The 18,562-nt window shown below is 65.8% G+C and carries 14 protein-coding genes; 10 read left to right on the forward strand and 4 right to left on the reverse strand.

Annotated elements, in window-relative coordinates; genetic code table 11:
* Positions 1-6: 6 nt before the first annotated feature.
* The 4 genes from hpaE to hpaH all read left to right on the forward strand — a co-directional run bounded on the left by hpaE (position 7) and on the right by hpaH (position 4,281).
* A complete protein-coding gene (gene hpaE / locus IQ24_RS05815) occupies positions 7-1,518 on the forward strand; it encodes a 5-carboxymethyl-2-hydroxymuconate semialdehyde dehydrogenase (RefSeq protein WP_145396867.1) in 1,512 nt (503 codons plus the stop codon).
* A gap of 96 nt (positions 1,519-1,614) precedes the next feature.
* Positions 1,615-2,595 carry a 3,4-dihydroxyphenylacetate 2,3-dioxygenase gene (gene hpaD / locus IQ24_RS05820; RefSeq protein WP_145396868.1) on the forward strand — a complete coding sequence of 327 codons (981 nt, stop codon included), beginning with the start codon at positions 1,615-1,617 and terminating at the stop codon, positions 2,593-2,595.
* Between the two features lie 19 nt (positions 2,596-2,614).
* Positions 2,615-3,478: a fumarylacetoacetate hydrolase family protein gene (locus IQ24_RS05825; protein WP_145396869.1), complete on the forward strand. Its 864-nt coding sequence runs from the start codon at positions 2,615-2,617 to the stop codon at positions 3,476-3,478.
* A 2-nt stretch (positions 3,479-3,480) separates the two neighbouring features.
* Positions 3,481-4,281: a 2-oxo-hept-4-ene-1,7-dioate hydratase gene (hpaH, locus tag IQ24_RS05830; protein ID WP_145397105.1), complete on the forward strand. Its 801-nt coding sequence runs from the start codon at positions 3,481-3,483 to the stop codon at positions 4,279-4,281.
* 32 nt (positions 4,282-4,313) lie between these two features.
* On the opposite strand, the gene IQ24_RS05835 is transcribed toward hpaH, so the two are convergent.
* A complete protein-coding gene (locus IQ24_RS05835; protein WP_145396870.1) occupies positions 4,314-5,588 on the reverse strand; it encodes a solute carrier family 23 protein in 1,275 nt (424 codons plus the stop codon).
* A 198-nt stretch (positions 5,589-5,786) separates the two neighbouring features.
* Between IQ24_RS05835 and rocF the strand changes: the two genes are divergently transcribed.
* Positions 5,787-6,713, forward strand: coding sequence for an arginase (rocF, locus tag IQ24_RS05840; RefSeq protein ID WP_145396871.1), 927 nt, complete (start codon positions 5,787-5,789; stop codon positions 6,711-6,713).
* On the opposite strand, the gene IQ24_RS05845 is transcribed toward rocF, so the two are convergent.
* Complete coding sequence (locus tag IQ24_RS05845) at positions 6,710-7,681, reverse strand: asparaginase domain-containing protein (protein WP_145396872.1); 972 nt, start codon at positions 7,679-7,681, stop codon at positions 6,710-6,712. The genes rocF and IQ24_RS05845 overlap by 4 nt on opposite strands.
* Positions 7,682-7,690: 9 nt before the next feature.
* Positions 7,691-8,377: a fumarylacetoacetate hydrolase family protein gene (locus tag IQ24_RS05850; protein WP_145396873.1), complete on the reverse strand. Its 687-nt coding sequence runs from the start codon at positions 8,375-8,377 to the stop codon at positions 7,691-7,693.
* Between the two features lie 173 nt (positions 8,378-8,550).
* Here IQ24_RS05850 and IQ24_RS05855 point away from each other — a divergent pair, with 173 nt between their 5' ends.
* Complete coding sequence (locus IQ24_RS05855) at positions 8,551-10,944, forward strand: AI-2E family transporter (protein ID WP_145396874.1); 2,394 nt, start codon at positions 8,551-8,553, stop codon at positions 10,942-10,944.
* Here the strand turns inward: IQ24_RS05855 and IQ24_RS05860 are convergent.
* Positions 10,941-11,993 (reverse strand): lysine-2,3-aminomutase-like protein, encoded by a 1,053-nt coding sequence (locus IQ24_RS05860; protein ID WP_145396875.1) that lies wholly within the window; start codon positions 11,991-11,993, stop codon positions 10,941-10,943. The two genes, IQ24_RS05855 and IQ24_RS05860, sit on opposite strands and share 4 nt — an antisense overlap.
* Positions 11,994-12,256: 263 nt before the next feature.
* Between IQ24_RS05860 and IQ24_RS05865 the strand changes: the two genes are divergently transcribed.
* The 4 genes from IQ24_RS05865 (at position 12,257) to ilvD (ending at position 18,471) form a co-directional block, all read left to right on the forward strand.
* Entirely contained in the window at positions 12,257-13,246 is a 990-nt protein-coding gene (locus tag IQ24_RS05865) for a TerC family protein (RefSeq protein ID WP_145396876.1), read from the forward strand.
* A 148-nt stretch (positions 13,247-13,394) separates the two neighbouring features.
* A complete protein-coding gene (locus IQ24_RS05870; protein WP_199756500.1) occupies positions 13,395-14,297 on the forward strand; it encodes a LysR family transcriptional regulator in 903 nt (300 codons plus the stop codon).
* 134 nt (positions 14,298-14,431) lie between these two features.
* Entirely contained in the window at positions 14,432-16,513 is a 2,082-nt protein-coding gene (locus tag IQ24_RS05875) for a DEAD/DEAH box helicase (RefSeq protein WP_145396877.1), read from the forward strand.
* Positions 16,514-16,632: 119 nt separating this feature from the next.
* Complete coding sequence (gene ilvD, locus IQ24_RS05880) at positions 16,633-18,471, forward strand: dihydroxy-acid dehydratase (protein ID WP_145396878.1); 1,839 nt, start codon at positions 16,633-16,635, stop codon at positions 18,469-18,471.
* The last annotated feature ends 91 nt before the right edge of the window (positions 18,472-18,562 follow it).

Genomic DNA, 18,562 nt, shown 5'->3' on the forward strand with positions numbered 1-18,562 from the left:
GGAAGAATGACATCGCTTGCTGACAACCTTGGCCGAGCAGAGAAATATCTGCAGCGATGGCAGAACGCCCCCGTCCAGAACCGCATTGCCGGTCAGGATCTGGATGCGGTTTCGGGTGAGACTTTCGAGACGATCTGCCCGGTTGATCTGCGCGTGCTGGCGCGGGTGGCCAAGGGGGGCGCGGCCGATGTCGATCTGGCCGCCATGGCCGCCGAGAAGGCCTTCCAGTCCTGGTCTGCCTGGCCGGGTCGGCAGCGCCGCAACCTTCTGCATGCCATCGCTGACGCCATCGAGGCGCGGGCTGAGGAAATCGCCTTTGTCGAATGTATGGACACCGGGCAGGCGCTGCGTTTCATGTCCAAGGCCGCGCAGCGCGGGGCCGAGAATTTCCGTTTTTACGCCGATCTGGCGCCGACGGCGCGCGACGGGCTGAGCCTGCCCAGCGAGGGGCTGTCGAACATCACGACCCGCATGCCGCTGGGTCCGGTCGGCGTCATCACGCCCTGGAACACGCCCTTCATGCTGACGACCTGGAAAATCGCGCCGGCGCTGGCGGCGGGCTGCACGGTCGTTCACAAACCGGCCGAGCTTTCTCCGCTGACTGCCCGCCTGCTGGTCGAGATCGCGGAAGAGGCCGGGCTGCCCAAGGGCGTCTGGAATCTGGTGAACGGGCCGGGCGAAACCGCCGGTCGCGCCCTGACCGAGCATCCTTTGATCCGCGCCATCGCCTTTGTCGGCGAAAGTGCGACGGGCGCGCAGATCATGCGGCAGGGGGCGGACACGCTCAAACGCGTGCATTTCGAACTGGGCGGCAAGAATGCCATCGTGGTCTTTGCCGATGCCGATCTGGAGGCGGCGGCCGATGCGGCGGCCTTCATGATCTATTCGCTGAACGGGGAACGCTGCACCTCCTCCTCGCGCCTGCTGGTCGAGGAAAGCATCCATGACCGTTTCACCGACATGGTGGCCAGCCGCGCCCGCGCCATCCGCGTCGGCCATCCGCTGGATCCGCAGACCGTCGTCGGCCCGCTGATCCATCCCGACCACCAGCGCAAGGTGCTGAGCTATCTGGAACTGGGCCAGCGCGAAGGCGCAGTGCTGGCGGCGGGCGGCTCGATCGAGGGGCCGGGCGGCGGCTGCTATGTGGCGCCCTCGCTATTTACCGGCGCGCGCCAGTCCATGCGCATCGCGCAGGAAGAGATCTTCGGACCCGTGCTGACCGCCATCCCCTTCCGCGATGAGGAAGAGGCGCTGGAGCTGGCGAACGGCACCCGCTATGGGCTGGCCGCCTATCTGTGGACGCAGGATCTGACCCGCGCCATGCGCTTCAGCGGCGGGCTGGTCGCGGGCATGGTCTGGGTGAATTCCGAAAACCAGCGCCATCTGCCGACGCCGTTCGGGGGCATGAAATCCTCGGGCATCGGGCGTGACGGGGGGCAGTGGTCCTTCGATTTCTACATGGAGACGAAGAACGTGGCCTTCGCCACCGCCGCGCCTGCAGTGCCGCGGCTGGCCTAGCAGCGGACACGGATTCTTAGGGATGATGGCCTAGATCACTGGAATATCCGGAAAATTTCCGGAAAACATGGTCACCGCCGCAGGAGGGCTTGAAGCATGACCATCGCGCCACCCAATTTCTATCCGCCGTTCAACATCCTGCGGCTGAGCCATGTCGAACTGGGCGTGACCGACCTGCAGGCCTCGCGCGCCTTCTATGAGGGCATTCTGGGCCTGCGTGTCTCGGCTGCCGATGACGAGGCGCTGTATCTGCGTGGCATGGAAGAGCGAGTCCACCACTCGCTGATCCTGCGCAAGACGCCGCAGCCCGTCGCGCTGAGCCTTGGCTTCAAGGTCTTTGCAGACGCCGATCTGGACCGCGCGGCCGAGTGGTTCGCGTCAAAGGGCCTGCCCGTCGAATGGGTCACCCGCAGCCAGTGCCAGCGCTGCCTGCGGACGCAGGACCCGTTTGGCGTCCCGCTTGAGTTCTATGCCACGATGCAGCGCCTGCCGCCCACGCATCAGGAATTCGCGGCCTACCGCGGCGTGCGGCCGCTGCGGATCGACCATTGCAACGTCTTCTGCCCCGATGTCGATGCCGCCTATGCCTTCTATAACGAGATGGGCTTCCGCCTGACCGAATATACGCAGGACGATGAAAGCGGCCGGTTCTGGGCGGTCTGGATGCATCGCAAGGGCGGCGTGCATGACATCGCCTTCACCAACGGGCGCGGCCCAAGGCTGCATCATCTGGCCTATTGGGTCTCGAACCCGCTGGTGATCATCGACCTGCTGGATCTGATGGCGACCTCGGGCTATCTGGCCAATATCGAGCGGGGGCCGGGGCGGCATGGCATCTCGAACGCGTTTTTCCTTTACGTGCTTGACCCGGATGGTCACCGGATCGAGACTTATTGCTCGGATTACCAGACGGTCGACCCGGATCTTGAGCCGATCCGCTGGGACCTGAAGGATCCGCGTCGGCAGACGCTGTGGGGGGCGCCCGCGCCGCGCAGCTGGTTCGAACAGGGCGTGCCCTTCGAAGGGGTGACGCCCGTCGATCCGGTTCTGGCAGGGCAACCCATCGTTGCGCCCTGACCTGAGGAAAGGGACCGCCATGGACCGTTTCGTGTCATTTCGCACCGGCAGCCGGACCTCGTTCGGCCTCTTGACCGAGGACGGGATCGTCGATCTGCAATCCGATCAGGACCGCTTCGGCTCGATGCGGCAGGCCCTGCAGGACGGCGCGCTGCCGCTTCTGGCCGAGATGGGGGCCGCGCGCGGGGCGGATTATGCGCATGAGGCCGTGACGCTGACCATCCCCGTGCCCGACCCGGAAAAGATCATCTGCGTTGGCGTGAACTTTCCCGACCGCAATGCCGAATACAAGGACGGCAGCAACCAGCCCGAGCATATGTCGCTGTTCCCGCGCTTCCCCCGGTCCTTCACCGGCGCGGACCAGCCGCTGATCCGCCCGCCCGAAAGCCCGCAGCTGGATTATGAGGCCGAGATCGTGCTGGTCATCGGCCAGCGCGGCCGCCGCATCCCCGAAGATCAGGCGCTTGCGCATGTCGCGGGCCTGAGCCTTTGCAACGAGGGCACGATCCGCGACTGGACCCGGCACGGCAAGTTCAACGTGACGCAGGGCAAGAACTGGGACCGTTCGGGTTCGATCGGGCCGTGGATCGTGCCCTTCACCGATCCGGCGCAACTGGCCGACATCCGCCTGACCGCCCGTGTGAACGGAGAGCTGCGGCAGGACGACCGCACCTCGCGCATGCTGTTTCCCTTTGCCCGGATCATCTCTTATGTCTCGACCTTCACGACGCTGATGCCGGGCGACATGCTGGTCTGCGGCACGCCCTCGGGGGCGGGGGCGCGGATGGACCCGCCGCGCTGGCTGGCCCCCGGCGACGTGGTCGAGGTCGAGGCCGACGGGATCGGCATATTGCGCAATCCCGTCGCGGATGAGGTGAGTTGATGTTGACCGAAGATCAGGCCCGGGAACTGGCCGATATGCTGGACCGGGCCGAGCGTGAGCGCGTGGAATGCCCGCTGATTTCGCAGGCCCATCCCGGCATGACCATGGATGACGCCTATGCGGTTCAGGCGGCCTGGGTCGGGCAGAAGCTGGCGGCGGGGCGGCGGGTGATCGGCTGGAAGATCGGCCTGACCTCGCGCGCGATGCAGCAGGCGCTGAACATCGACACGCCCGATTCGGGGGTGCTGCTGGACGACATGCTGTTCGCGAATGGCGCGACCATCCCGGCGGGGCGGTTCATCCAGCCGCGCGTCGAGGCCGAGATCGCCTTCATCATGTCTGCGGATCTGGCGGGTGCGGATGTCAGCCGCGATGACGTGCTGGCGGCGACCGGGCATATCGCGCCCGCGCTGGAGATTCTCGACACCCGCGTCCAGCGCCGCGATCCGGCGACGGGGCATGTGCGCAATGTGATCGACACAATCGCCGACAATGCCGCCAATGCGGGCATCGTGCTGGGCGATCGGCATCTGGACCCGGTGCGCACCGACATGCGCTGGATGGGGGCCATCGTGCGCCGCGATGATGTGGTCGAGGAAACCGGTCTGGGGGCGGGGGTCCTGGGCGATCCGGTCATGGGTATCGTCTGGCTGGTGCACCGGATGGCGCGCTATGGCCAGAGGCTGCGGCGGGGGGATGTGGTGCTGTCAGGCTCGTTCATCCGGCCCATCGAGACCGCGCCGGGCGTGCTGATCCACGCCGATTTCGGACCTTATGGCGAGGTCTCGTGCCGCTTTGAATGAGTGCGGCGGCACAAGGGCCGCCGCATTCGGGATCAGCTGCGTTTCAGGCCAAGGATCTGGTACAGGATCAGCGCGGCCAGCGTCGAGGTGCCGATGCCGCCAAGCGCGAACTGGCCGATGTTCACGGTGAAATCACCGCCGCCGAAGATCAGCGCCACGCCCACGGTGAAAAGGTTCCTCGGGTCCGAGAAGTCGACCTTGTTGTCGACCCAGATCCGCGCCATGGCCGAAGCGATCAGCCCGAAGACCGAGACCGCCAGACCCGCCAGCACCGGGCCGGGGATGGTCTGCAGGATCGCGCCGAATTTGGGCGACATGCCCAAAAGGATCGCAAACAGCGCCGCGACCACGAAGATCAGCGTCGAATAGACCTTGGTCATCGCCATGACGCCGATGTTCTCGGCATAGGTGGTGACGCCAGTGCCGCCATTCGCGCCCGAGAGCATGGTGGCCAGACCGTCACCCAGGAAGCCGCGACCGATATAGCGGTCCATGCTTTGCCCGGTGATCGAGCCGAGCGCCTTGATGTGGCCCAGATTCTCGGCCACCAGCACGATGGCGACGGGCGCGATCAGCGAGACGGCGGTCCAGTTGAACTCGGGGTGGACGAATTTCGGCATGCCGAACCAGGGCGCGGCGGCCACAGCGGCAAAGTCGATGCCGGGCACAAGGCCCGCGCCATTGCCCAGAACCAGCACCAGAAGATAGCCGAACAGAATCGCGATCAGCACCGCGATCCGGCGCGAGGCCCGCGGCCCATAGACCGAGACCAGCGCCATGCACAGCACCGTCGCCAGCGCGATCAGCATATGCGAATGCGTGCCCTTCAGCTGCCCGACGGCGACCGGAGCAAGGTTCAGGCCGATGGCGACGCCGATGGCACCGGTGACGGCGGGGGGCATCAGCTTCTCGACCCAGCCGGAGCCTACGGCCATGACCACCAGCCCGATCAGCGCGTAAAGCGCGCCCGCCGCGACGATCCCGCCTAGGGCCACGGCCATATTCGGGTTGGCACCGCTGCCGGCATAGCCGGTCGCCGCGATCACCACCGCGATAAAGGCGAAGGATGAGCCAAGATAGCTGGGCACCCGTCCTCCGGTCAGGACGAAGAAGATCAGCGTGCCGATGCCCGAAAAGAACACCGCCACATTCGGGTCAAAGCCCATCAGCAGCGGCGCGACGATGGTCGAGCCCGACATCGCCAGAAGGTGCTGCACGCCCATGGGGAAGGCCGCACCCCATGGCAGTCTTTCGTCAGGCAGAACCGTGACGTTCTCGGTCCGGCGCCAGTTCGGGAAATATCCCATCTTGTCCCTCGGTTTTTTATGTTGTGACATCGGGGGATGTCCGGTCCGGGATGTCCGGATCGGGTGAAGCCACCCGCTGTCGATATCATGTGATTGACGCAAAACGGTTTCACAGTCGATAGGGTTGTCAGCGGGCAGGGCCCGGCAACCTGCGAAAGACGCGGCGGACCCGCCGCCATCAGGGGGAGAGAAAGACAGATGACTGGGATCAGCTTGATCGGCGCGCCCGTCGATTCCGGCCAGCGCAACCGTGGCTGCCTGATGGGGCCTGCCGCCTATCGCGTCGCGCGGCTGGCGGAAAGCCTGCACGATCTGGGCCATCAGGTCCGCGATCTGGGCGATCTGGTGCTGCCGCCTCTGTCAGGGGCCACCTGCACCAACCCCGCCGTCGACCAGCTGCCCGAGACTCTGGGCTGGACGCAGGTCCTCTCCGACAGCGTCGCGGCCGAGCTGTCTGCCGGACAGCTGCCGATCATCATGGGGGGCGATCACGCGCTGGCGCTGGGCTCGGTTTCAGGTGCGGCGCGCCATGCGGCTGCGGCAGGGCGGCCCCTGTTCCTGCTGTGGCTGGACGCGCATACCGATTTTCACACCCCGCTCAGCACCGTGTCGGGGAACCTGCACGGCACGCCGGTCGCCTATATCGCCGGGCGGCAGGATTTCGACGCCTTCCCGCCCTTTCCCGCGCCGATCCCGGGTGAGCGGATCTGCATGTTCGGCATCCGCTCGGTCGATCCGGCAGAACATGCGGCGCTGTTGAAATTCGACATCGCGATCAATGACATGCGCGTTCTGGACGAACAGGGCGTCGTGGCCCCCCTGCGGGCGTTTCTGGACAAGGTGCGCGCGGCAAACGGGATGCTGCATGTCTCGCTGGACGTGGACTTCCTAGACCCCTCGATCGCGCCTGCGGTCGGCACGACGGTGCCGGGCGGCGCCACCTTCCGCGAGGCGCATCTGGTCTGCGAACTGCTGCATGAAAGCGGGCTGATGACCTCGCTGGATCTCGTTGAGCTCAATCCGTTTCTGGATGAGCGTGGCCGAACCGCAAAGCTGATGGTCGATCTGGTCGGCTCGCTGATGGGGCGGAAGGTGTTCGACCGGGTGACGCGCAGCTTCACCTAATAGCTGGCAAAGACCTGTTGCAGCGCCTGGCCCTTCTGGCCCTGCAGCAGGGCGCAAAGCAGCAGGATCCGCGCCTTTTGCGGGTTCAGCGACAGCGCACTGACCATGCCCAAAGCCGCATCCGTCTGCTTGCGCGCGACCACGCCCGCGCCGGTGCGGCTGGCGCGGACGAAGGGAATACCGGTGGCGGCGGCCAGTGCCGCGCCTTCTATGGCCGCAGGCGACAGCGAGCCGTTGCCATAGGCTGCCACCACCAGCCCCTGCGTGCCCCCGGCAATCGCCGCGTCGTAAAGTGCTGCGCGCGCGTCCTGATGGTCGTAAAGGATATCGACCTGCGGCAGCTCAGAGATGCCCGCAATGTCAAAGGCGCTGGTCATCGTATGGCGCAGGGCGGGGCGGTGCCAGATCAGCACCTCATCGCCGCTGACCTCACCCAAGGGCCCCGCCAGCCGCGTGCCAAGCGCACCAATCGCGGCGGTGGTCACCTTGGTCAGGTCGCGGGCCGAGATGATCGCCCCGTCCGAGACCACCAGCACGCCCAAGCCCCGCGCCAGTGGCGAGGCGGCGACCCGAAGCGCCGTCAGCAGATTGGCCGGACCATCCGCCCCAAGCGCCGAGGCGGGACGCATCGCGCCGACGATCACCACGGGCTTTTCGGTCTTCAGCACCAGATGCAGGAAATAGGCGGTTTCCTCCAGCGTATCGGTGCCATGCGTCAGCACCAGCGCATCGACCTGCGGATCGGCGAGGATTTCGGCCACGCTATGGGCGATGCGCAGCAAAAGCGCATTGCCGATCTCGCTGCTGTCGACATTGACGATCTGCCGGGTCGAGACGGCAACGCCCTCAAGCCCCAGCCCCTCGACCAGCGCGTCGATCGAGGCGGTGACGCGATACTCGACTGTCTCGGTCGCGCTGGCCCCGGTCGCGGCGATGGTGCCGCCGGTTCCGGCGACGGTGATGCGCAGGGGGGGCGCTCATGCGATGCGCGTCGAGAGGGCCGAGAGGCCCACGATCTCGACCCGGACCAGATCGCCCGCCTGAATCGAGCCGACGCCCGCTGGCGTGCCGGTAAAGATCAGATCGCCCGCCGCCAGCGTGACCGAGCGCGAGAGCGCGGCGATCACCTCGGGCACGGACCAGATCATCTGCGACAGATCCCCCGACTGGCGAAGCTCGTCATTCACGAACGAGGTGATGGCGCCATGGCTCAGCACCCCCGTCAGGCTTGCCGGATGCAGGACTCCGCAGGCGGCGGAATGGTCGAAACCTTTGGCCAGATCCCAGGGGCGGCCCAGCTTCTTCGCCTCGGCCTGCAGGTCGCGGCGGGTGAAGTCATTCCCGGCGGCATAGCCCCAGATCAGGTTCTGCGCGTCAGTCTCGGCAATATTCGCGCCGCCTGCGCCAAGGGCCACGACCAGTTCACCCTCGTAATGCAGGTCAGAGGTCTGCGGCGGATAGGGCAGGTCGTGCCCGTCGGAGAGCAGCGCGTCAGCGGGTTTTGAGAAGAAGAACGGCGGCTCCCGCTCGGGGTCATGGCCCATCTCGCGCGCGTGGTCGGCATAGTTGCGACCGACGCAGAAGATCCGGCGGACGGCGAAGCGCGCGTCACTGTCAAGAACCGGCAGCGAAGGCAGGGCGGCGGGGGGCAGCACGTAAGTCACGGCGGAAATCCTGACGCAAGCGATGATCCCGCGATTGTGCGGCAGATGCCCCGTCGCGACAAGGGGAAGCCCGGTCAGAAATCAGCGCCGAAGGGCAAGGAATTGGGGAACGAACTCATGCCTTTGCGGGTTGATGTCAGTTGCCGTCGCGTTTCGCCCAGCCGGATCATCCCATGCCATCTGAATCCCACCGCACAGCCGTCGAAGCCCAGACCCCTGTCGCCATCCCGGTCGTGCCGCGAGAGCAGGGAGATATCCTCCACCTCGCTGCCTGGCTGATCGTCGCGGCCATCATCATCGCCGGACTTTATCTGGGACAGGGGGTGTTGATCCCGCTGGCAATCGCCTTCCTGATCAGCTTTGCGCTGAGCCCGCTGGTCGGCTGGTTCACCCGGCTGGGGTTGTCGCGGATCCTGTCGGTCATCGTGGTGATGCTGTTCGTCGGCACCTTCTTCGGGGCGCTTGGGCTGCTGGTCGGCTCTCAGGTGCGCACGCTCAGCGCGCAGCTTCCGACCTATCAAAGCACGATCCGCACCAAGATCGACGATCTGGGCCAGCAGATGCGCGGACCGGGCGTTTTCGACGGCGCGCTTGAGACTGTGGACACCGTGCAGAAAGAGGTCGCCCATGCGGTGCAGGGCGATGAGCCCGTCGCCCCCACGCAGAAGGTCGAGGTGGTCAATCCGCCCGCCTCGCCCTTCGAGACCGCGATCACCTGGCTGGCCCCCGCGCTGGAGCCGGTGGCGACGGCGGGCATCGTGCTGGTCTTTGTCTTTCTGGCGCTGCTGGACCGCAGCGATCTGCGCGACCGGCTGATCCGCCTGTTGGGCGGGAACCTGCACCGCACGACCGACGCCATGGAAGAGGCGGGGACGCGGATCTCGAAATACCTGCTGATGCAGCTGCTGGTGAACGTGCTTTACGCCATCCCCATGGCCCTTGGCCTGTGGGTGATCGGCGTGCCGGGCTGGATCCTGTGGGGGACGCTGGCCGCGATCATGCGCTTCATCCCCTATGTCGGGCCGATGCTGTCGGCGATCTTTCCCATCAGCCTTGCCTTCGCCGTCGATCCGGGCTGGAGCATGGTGCTGTGGACGGTCGCGCTGATCGTCATCCTTGAGGCCGTCAGCGGCAACGTGATCGAGCCCATGCTTTACGGCACCAGCACCGGCCTTTCGGCGCTGTCGCTGATTGCCGCCGCGACCTTCTGGACCGCGCTTTGGGGGCCGGTCGGGCTGGTTCTCTCGACCCCGCTGACCGTGTGCCTGCTGGTGGTCGGTCGCAATCTGCCGCAGTTGCAGTTCCTCGATATCCTATTGGGCTCGACACCCGTGCTGGATGTGCCGACGCGAATCTATCAGCGGCTGATCGCGGATGATCCCGATGAGGCCATCGACATCATCGACGACGCCATCGGCGATGGCGAGGTGGCAGAGTTCTACAACGACCACGGCATCGCGGTGCTGCGTCAGGCCCGCGACGATTATCTGAACAATGCCCGCGCCGAGCATCGCCTGCGCGTGGTGAACGGCCTTGACGATATCCTTGAGGATCTGCGCGAGGAATATCCCCCCGCCTTCCCCGCCGATACCCCGCCGGTTGTGGCCTGCGTGGGCGGCAAATGGGAAATCGACGATGCCGCAGCCGAGATGCTGGCCCATGCGCTGCAACTGAAGGGGATTGCCGCCGTGCCGCGCCCGGCGGGCGTCGCCAATGCGCGCTATGTCGACAAGCTGGCGCTGGACGGTGTGGATATCGTCTGCCTCAGCTATTTCAGCCGCGACCCGGAACGCGCCGTGCGCGCCATTTGTCGCCGCCTGCGCCATCGCTGGCCCGGCATCCGCATCGTGCTGACGCTATGGGACGCCGAGCCCGCGCTGCTGAAGACCGAGAAGGTGCAGTCGCTGGGTGCCGATGAGGTCGCGACCTCGATCTCGGAGGCGGTGGGTCGCGTGCGGCGTATGATCACGCCCGAGGCGATCACCGAGGAACAGACCGCCCCCGCGCCCGAAAACGACGCCGAACGCGTCGAGGCGCTGCTGGCGACCGAGGTGCTGGACGGCAGTGCGCGCGAAGATCTGGACGCGCTGGCCAAGCGCGCGGCGGATGTGTTCCACGTCAAATTCGCGGTGATCTCGGCCATCGATGCGGACCGGGAATTCATCATCGGGCAAAGCATGGACCTGCCGGGCGATCTGACGCGCGACGGCACCGACATGATCACCATGCCGCGTGATGAGGCGATCTGCGACCATGTCGTCAGCTCGGGCGAGACGCTGGTCGTCAACGACACCGAGCGCGATCCACGCTTTGTCGATCACCCTGCGATCCAGTTGTGGAGCACGCGCTTCTATGCCGGTGCCCCGCTACGCACCGCCGATGGCATGGTGCTGGGCGCGCTGTGCCTGCTGGATACCGAGCCGCGCAAGCTGAACGAGGAAGAGCTGGAGCTTCTGGACACGATGGCCGCCGATGTCGTCTCGGTCATCACCGGCGAGGATGTCGTCGACCCGGAGCCCAAGAAGCAGGAATCCTCGGCCACGGTCGGGCAGAACCTGCCGGATTAGGCCGGGTCGCGATACTCATGCGCCTGCCCCTGCCAATCGGTGATGCGGTAGTGGCCGGGTGACAGTTCCTGAACATGGCCGGGGGACAGCGGCACCTTGCCGTAGCCGCCCGGCAGGTCCAGCACATAGGTCGGAAGGCAAGTGCCCGACACCCGCCCCCGCAGCGCGGCCATGATCGCCTGCCCCTCGGCGATGGTGGTGCGGAAATGGCTGGTGCCGCGCGCCAGATCGCAATGATGCAGGTAATAGGGTTTGACCCGGTTCTTCAGCAGGGCGCGGAACAGGCTGGCCAGCGTCTGCGCATCGGCGTTCACCCCTTTCAGCAGCACGGTCTGCGACAAAAGCGGAATGCCCGCCTCGGCCAACCGCGCCAGCGCGGCGCAGGGCTCGGCCCCAAGCTCATTGGCGTGGTTGGTGTGCAGGACAACCCATGTCGTCACCCGCCCCGGAGCCAGTGCTGCAATCATCGCGGCATCGACGCGATGGGGCGCGACGACCGGGATGCGCGTGTGAATGCGCACCAGATCGACATGCGGAATTGCATCCAGCCGCTGCATCAGCGCGGCCATGCGCCGGGCCGACAGCACCATCGGATCGCCGCCGGTCAGAATGACCTCATGAATGGCAGGGGTGCGCGCGATATAGTCCAGCGCCCGGTCCAGATCCTCGGGCGGCAGCGAGCCTTCCTCGCCCACCACCTCGCGCCGGAAGCAGAAGCGGCAATAGACCTCGCAGGTGCGGGTGACATGCAGGATCACCCGGTCGGGATAGCGGTGCGTGAGGCCGGGCACGGGGCTGTGCGCCTCATCCCCGATCGGGTCCCAAAGCTCTTCGGGGCGGATCGTCAGCTCGCGCGCGTCGGGGACGAATTGCGCGGCAATGGGGTCAGGGGTGGCGCTGTCGGGGCGGCTCGCGCGGATCATCTCGGGCGTGATGCGGATGCGGAATTCGGCTGCGACCTGCTCCAGCACCTCGGTCTCGCGCGCGGGTGCAAGCCCTGCCTCGGTCAGGGCGGCGACGGTGGTCAACGGGCTTTGGGGGTCAGCCACAACAGGGCCTCACGCGATATCGGAAGGCCGGGCTTATCGCGCCGCAGGGCGAAAAAAGCAAGTCCGCCGCCCGGATGCGCCTTGCGCAGAAAAATCGCCCCGAGGGGTTGAATGCGCGCCTTGCTGCCCCATCTGACAAGCGTGGACCGGGCCCCTCTGGCGGTTTGACGACCGTGATGTCGGACCACATCGAGCAATGTGCTCGAGGGCAGCCCGGTGATCATGCTTGCAGTCCTCTGGCGCGACACGAACAGAGGACGAACATGGAATTACTGACATCACTGTTTATGGGAACACCGGTCTGGATGTGGCTGGTGTTCATTGGCATCGTTCTGGCGCTTCTGGTGCTGGACCTGGGCGTCTTCAACAAGACGGACCATGAAATCGGCATCCGCGAAAGCCTGAAGATGTCGGCCTTCTACATCCTGCTGGGACTGAGCTTTTCGGGCTTCGTCTGGTGGCAGGTGGGCGGCGAGGCGACGGCGCAATACCTGACCGCCTTCGTGGTCGAAAAGACGCTGGCGCTGGACAATATCTTCGTCATCGCGCTGATCTTCAGCTTCTTCGCCATCCCGCGCAAATATCAGCACCGGGTGCTGTTCTGGGGCATTCTGGGCGTGATCGTGCTGCGCGGCATCATGATCGGCCTTGGTGCGGCGATTGTCGCGAATTATCACTGGGTGCTGTATCTTTTCGCCGTTTTCCTGATCTTCACCGGCATCAAGATGCTGTTCATGGGCGACGATCACGCCCCGGACATGAGCAAGAACCCCATCCTGCGCTTTGCCCGCAAGCATATGCGCGTCACGGATGAGCTGCACGGCAATGCCTTCTTCGTGCGCCTGAAGGACAGCCAGACCGGCCGGATGGTGCGCTTTGCCACGCCGCTGTTTCTGGCGCTGGTGATGATCGAATTCGCCGACCTGATCTTTGCGGTCGACTCGGTCCCGGCGGTCTTCACCATCACGACCGACCCGTTCATCGTCTATACCTCGAACATCTTCGCGATCCTGGGCCTGCGGGCGCTGTTCTTCGCGCTGGCGGCAATCCTGCACCGCTTCGCCTATCTGAAATATGCGCTGTCGATCCTTCTGATCTTCATCGGCTCGAAAATGTTCATCGCCGACCTGATGGGCTGGCAGAAGTTCCCCCCCGTCTGGTCGCTGGGCATCACCTTCGCGATCCTGGGCGCGGGCGTGCTGGTCTCGATCTGGAAGACGCGCGCGGGCAGGGCGGTCTCGGATCAATCCTGACGCATCAGCAGGCGGGCCAGATGCCCGCCTGTGCCGGAACCTGCCGAACGGGCGCGAGGTCACGAAGTCGTGCGCTCGCGCCCGTTTCGTGACAGCGTTATGAAGCCTGACATTTTGATGACGTCTTTGCGCCAATCCGAGGTGAGACATGCGGCTGAACCAGTGGACTGAAATCAGGACCGTCGCGCAAGTCGCCCGGACCGGTCGGGTCAGCGCCGCCGCCGAGGTGCTGGGCATGCACCATTCGACCGTGATCCGCCACATCGACCAGCTGGAAGCCGCGATGCGCACCAAGCTGTTTCAGCGCCATGCGCGCGGCTATACCCCGACCGAGGCGGGCGAGGAGCTGCTGCGCATCGCCAATCTGGTCGACGATCAGTTCACCGAGATGATGGACCGCATCGAAAGCGCGCGCGACACCGTTTCGGGTCAGCTTGTGGTGACGGCGATCCCGGTGGCGGACCGGCTGGTGATGCCCTCGATCGGGCGCTTCCAGTCGCAGCACCCGAAGCTGAAGGTCATCTATCATTCGGATGTGCGCACCTATCACCTGGCCTATGGCGAGGCGCATGTGGCCCTGCGCTCGGGCACCGAGCCCAACCACCCCGACAACATCGTCAGCCGCCTGCACGACGCGCGCCACGCGCTTTATGCGGCGAAATCCTATGTCCAGCGTTTTGGCCTGCCCCGGACCGAGGCCGAACTGGCTGAGCACCGCTTCGTCATCACCGAGCTGGAAGAGCCGCGCGCCCCCTTCCATCGCTGGCTGGCCGACCGCATCCCCGAGGAAAGTTTCGTCTTCCGCACCGGGCAGGTCTCGGCTGCCTATCTGGCGCTTCAGTCAGGGGTGGGCATCGGGTTCCTGAACCGTCTGGCGGAAAATGAGGGCATGGTGCCCGTCCTGCCCGATCTGGACCCGCCCGAATGGCGCACGCCGATCTGGATGGTGACCCATGTCGACCTGCACCGCACCTCGAAGGTGCAAAGCTTCACCCGCTTCATGCATGAAGAGGCGAAATCCTGGGGGCAGGCACCCGGCGTTTCTCTTTGACTTTCGCCGGACTTGGCTGTAGGCCGCTGCCTTCGGCTCCGGTTTCCCGGGCGACGGGCAGTGGGAGGTCCGGCGCAGAAGGGCATGGGCGCCGCTCATCGGATGCATTGGCATCCCCCTTTCTGGCGAAGTGAATGACTGAACATGATATTGCCGCGCCTTTGGCTGCGGCGCTGGCGGCCAAAGGCTATGCCAGCCTGACCTCTGTGCAAACCGCCGTGCTGGCCGAAGACGCGAAGGGCCGCGACGTACTGGTCTCGGCCCAGACCGGGTCGGGCAAGACCGTGGCCTTCGGCCTGGCCATGGCGCCTGAGGTGCTGGCCGGGATCGACCGCCTGATGCCCGCCGACAAGCCGCTGGCGCTGGCGATTGCCCCCACGCGCGAACTGGCGCTGCAGGTCGCACGCGAATTGCAATGGCTTTACGCCGAGGCCGGCGCGCAGATCGCCACCTGCGTGGGTGGCATGGACTATCGCAACGAACGCCGGGCGCTGGACCGTGGCGCGCATATCGTCGTCGGCACTCCCGGCCGTCTGCGCGACCATATCGAGCGTGGCAGCCTTGACCTGTCGGGCCTGCGCGCCGCCGTGCTGGACGAAGCCGATGAGATGCTGGATCTGGGCTTCCGCGAGGATCTGGAGTTCATCCTCGAATCCGCCCCCGCCGACCGCCGGACGCTGATGTTCTCGGCCACGGTGCCGCCGGCGATCGAAAAGCTGGCCAAGGATTTCCAAAGCGATGCGCTGCGCATCACCGCCGTGGGCGAGTCGCGCCAGCATGGCGACATCGAATACCGTGCGCTCAGCGTGACGCCGCGCGACCGTGAAAACGCCATCTTCAACCTGCTGCGCTATTATGAGGCGCAGACCGCGATCATCTTCTGCAAGACGCGGGCGAACGTGAACTATCTGCTGTCGCGCATGGGCAACCGTGGCTTCCGCGTGGTGGCACTCTCGGGCGAACTCAGCCAGCAAGAGCGTATGCATGCGCTGCAGGCGCTGCGCGATGGGCGTGCGCGCATCTGTATCGCGACCGATGTCGCGGCGCGCGGCATCGACCTGCCGGGACTGGAACTGGTGATCCACGCCGATCTGCCGACGAACTCGGAAACCTTGCTGCACCGTTCGGGCCGCACGGGCCGGGCAGGGGCCAAGGGCGTCTCGGCGCTGATCGTGCCCTCGTCGGAATTCAAGAAGGCGCAGCGCCTGTTGCAGGGCGCGAAGGTCGTCGCTGAATGGGGCAAGGCCCCCTCGGCCGACGAGGTCCGCGCCAAGGACGACCAGCGCATGCTGGACCATCCCGCCTTGGGCGAGCCGATGGAAGACGAGGCCGCGATGGCCGCGCATCTGGTCAAGCGCTTCGGGGCCGAACAGGTCGCCTCGGCCTTCATCAAGCTGTGGCGCGAAGGCCGCCCCGCGCCCGAGGAAATCTCGGAAACCGCGCCGGTCGGTGCCCCTGCCGCCCCGCGTCCGCGTGGCGAATTCGGCCCCGCTGTCTGGTTCCTGCTGACGGTCGGCCATTCGGGTCGCGCCGAGGCGCGCTGGCTGCTGCCGAAGCTGTGCGAGGCCGGAGAGATCACCAAGGACAATATCGGCGCCATCCGGGTCAAGACGAATGAAACCTTCGTCCAGATCTCGGCTGACGTGGCCGACCGCTTCCAGGACGGCATGCAGATCGAGGATGATCTGTTCATGCGCCGTCTGGCCGATGAGCCGGTCTTCGAGCGCAGCGAACGCCCCGAGCGTCCGGCCCGCGCGCCGCGCAAGTTCGACGACCGGGGGGAGCGTCCCGCACGCCCGCGCCGCGACGAAGGCGACGCGCCGCGCAAATATGACGACCGCCCGGCGCGGGCCGAGAAGCCCAAATACGAAAAGCCGCGCTCCGAAAAGGCGCCTTACGTCCGCAAGCCCTCGCGCTTCGTCGATGACGACGCCCCGGCTGAGGGCCCGGCTCCGCGTGCGCCGCGCGCCAGCTTCGATCCCGCAACCGACGCCGAAAAGCCCAAGAAGCCGCGCTGGAGCGCCGCCGAAAAGGCCGCAAAGACCGGCGCTGCCCCCGAAAGCAAGCCCTGGCGCAAGCGCGAGGGTGACGCAGCCCCCGCGCCCCGCAGCGAAGGCTTCCGCGCCCGCAAGGCCGAAGGCGGCAAGGGCGGCAAGGCCGGATGGGCCGCGCCCACCAAGGGCAAAGGCCCGAAAAAGCCACCGCGTCGCGGTTGATGCCATTGAATGCGGGCCCTCGGGTCCGCATTTTCATTTCCGCGACGGAAGCCGCAGTTGCATTCCGCGCAAAGAAACATCAGAACCGCTGATGCACGCCAGTCCGAGAGGTTCAGCCCATGCCCGCATATCGTTCCCGTACCACCACCCATGGCCGCAACATGGCCGGCGCCCGTGGCCTTTGGCGCGCCACCGGGGTGAAGGACAGCGATTTCGGCAAGCCGATCATCGCCATCGTGAACAGCTTCACCCAGTTCGTTCCTGGCCACGTCCACCTGAAGGACCTGGGCCAGATGGTCGCCCGCGAGGTCGAGGCGGCAGGCGGTATCGCCAAGGAATTCAACACCATCGCCGTCGATGACGGCATCGCGATGGGCCATGACGGGATGCTGTATTCGCTGCCCTCGCGCGAATTGATCGCCGACAGCGTCGAATACATGGTCAACGCGCATTGCGCCGATGCGATGGTCTGCATCTCGAACTGTGACAAGATCACCCCCGGCATGCTGATCGCCTCGATGCGGCTGAACATCCCGGTCATCTTCGTCTCGGGCGGGCCGATGGAGGCGGGCAAGGTCACGCTGGGCGATGGCCGCACCGTCGCCATGGATCTGGTCGACGCCATGGTCGCCGCCGCCGATGACAAGATCTCGGACGAAGACGTGCTGGCGATCGAACAGAATGCCTGCCCGACCTGCGGGTCGTGCTCGGGCATGTTCACCGCGAACTCGATGAATTGCCTGACCGAGGCGCTTGGCGTCTCGCTGCCCGGCAACGGCTCGACGCTGGCGACGCATGCCGCGCGCAAGGACCTGTTCCTTGAGGCGGGCCGCCGCATCGTCGCGCTGTGCAAGCAGTATTACGAAGGCGACGACGAATCCGTCCTGCCGCGCAATATCATGAACAAGCGCGCCTTCCAGAACGCCATGTCGCTGGACATTGCCATGGGGGGCTCGACCAACACGGTCCTGCACATTCTGGCGGCCGCGCAGGAAGGCGGCATCGACTTCACCATGGATGACATCGACGCGTTGTCGCGCCATGTGCCGTGCCTCTGCAAAGTCGCGCCGAACAAGGCCGATGTGCATATGGAGGACGTCCACCGCGCCGGTGGCATCATGTCGATCCTGGGCGAGCTGGATCGCGGCGGCCTCTTGGACCGCGATTGCGCCACCGTCCACGCCCCGACGCTGGGTGCGGCCATCGACCAGTGGGACATCGCCCGCAGCAATGACGACGTGGCCGAAAAGCTGTTCCTCGCCGCTCCGGGCGGCGTGCCGACGCAGGTCGCCTTCAGCCAAAGCGCGATGTGGCCCAGCCTCGACAAGGACCGCAAGGGCGGCGTCATCCGCTCGGTCGAGCATGCTTTCACCAAGGACGGCGGTCTGGCTGTGCTGAAGGGCAATATCGCGCTGGACGGCTGCGTGGTGAAAACTGCGGGCGTCGACGAATCGATTCTGGTGTTCTCGGGCCCGGCGAAGGTCTTCGAAAGCCAGGACGCGGCGGTGCATGGCATCCTGAACAACAAGGTTGTCGCGGGCGATGTCGTCGTCATCCGCTATGAGGGCCCGAAGGGCGGGCCGGGCATGCAAGAGATGCTCTACCCGACCTCGTATCTGAAATCGAAGGGTCTGGGGAAATCCTGCGCGCTGCTGACGGACGGACGTTTCTCGGGCGGCACCTCGGGGCTCTCCATCGGCCACGTTTCGCCCGAGGCGGCGGCGGGCGGCACCATCGGTCTGGTCCGCGATGGCGACACCATCCACATCGACATTCCGAACCGCACCATCGCGCTGGAAGTGGCCGAGGATGAGCTGGCCAAGCGCCGCACCGAGCAGGACGCCAAGGGCTGGAAACCGGCCGAGCCGCGCCGCCGCCGCATCACCGATGCGCTGCGCGTCTATGCGGCTTTCGCGACTTCGGCCGACAAGGGCGCGGTTCGCGTCATTCCTGAATAATTGCCCGCAAGGGATTGAAAACGGGGCGCAGGGGAAACCTTGCGCCCTTTTGCGTTTGGCGGGTGCGCCGCTTTCTCTGGATCGCGGCGCG

Source organism: Paracoccus sulfuroxidans, from assembly GCF_007830335.1.
Classification (GTDB): domain Bacteria; phylum Pseudomonadota; class Alphaproteobacteria; order Rhodobacterales; family Rhodobacteraceae; genus Paracoccus; species Paracoccus sulfuroxidans.

What these genes read in the sequence shown, in the direction of transcription:
- IQ24_RS05865 (WP_145396876.1), top strand. Translation starts at nt 12,257, where the DNA reads ATGGAATTACTGACATCACTGTTTATGGGAACACCGGTCTGGATGTGG.
- IQ24_RS05855 (WP_145396874.1), top strand. Translation starts at nt 8,551, where the DNA reads ATGCCATCTGAATCCCACCGCACAGCCGTCGAAGCCCAGACCCCTGTC.
- ilvD (WP_145396878.1), top strand. Translation starts at nt 16,633, where the DNA reads ATGCCCGCATATCGTTCCCGTACCACCACCCATGGCCGCAACATGGCC.
- IQ24_RS05835 (WP_145396870.1), bottom strand. Translation starts at nt 5,588, where the DNA reads ATGGGATATTTCCCGAACTGGCGCCGGACCGAGAACGTCACGGTTCTG.
- hpaD (WP_145396868.1), top strand. Translation starts at nt 1,615, where the DNA reads ATGACCATCGCGCCACCCAATTTCTATCCGCCGTTCAACATCCTGCGG.
- hpaE (WP_145396867.1), top strand. Translation starts at nt 7, where the DNA reads ATGACATCGCTTGCTGACAACCTTGGCCGAGCAGAGAAATATCTGCAG.
- rocF (WP_145396871.1), top strand. Translation starts at nt 5,787, where the DNA reads ATGACTGGGATCAGCTTGATCGGCGCGCCCGTCGATTCCGGCCAGCGC.
- IQ24_RS05875 (WP_145396877.1), top strand. Translation starts at nt 14,432, where the DNA reads ATGACTGAACATGATATTGCCGCGCCTTTGGCTGCGGCGCTGGCGGCC.
- IQ24_RS05870 (WP_199756500.1), top strand. Translation starts at nt 13,395, where the DNA reads ATGCGGCTGAACCAGTGGACTGAAATCAGGACCGTCGCGCAAGTCGCC.
- IQ24_RS05825 (WP_145396869.1), top strand. Translation starts at nt 2,615, where the DNA reads ATGGACCGTTTCGTGTCATTTCGCACCGGCAGCCGGACCTCGTTCGGC.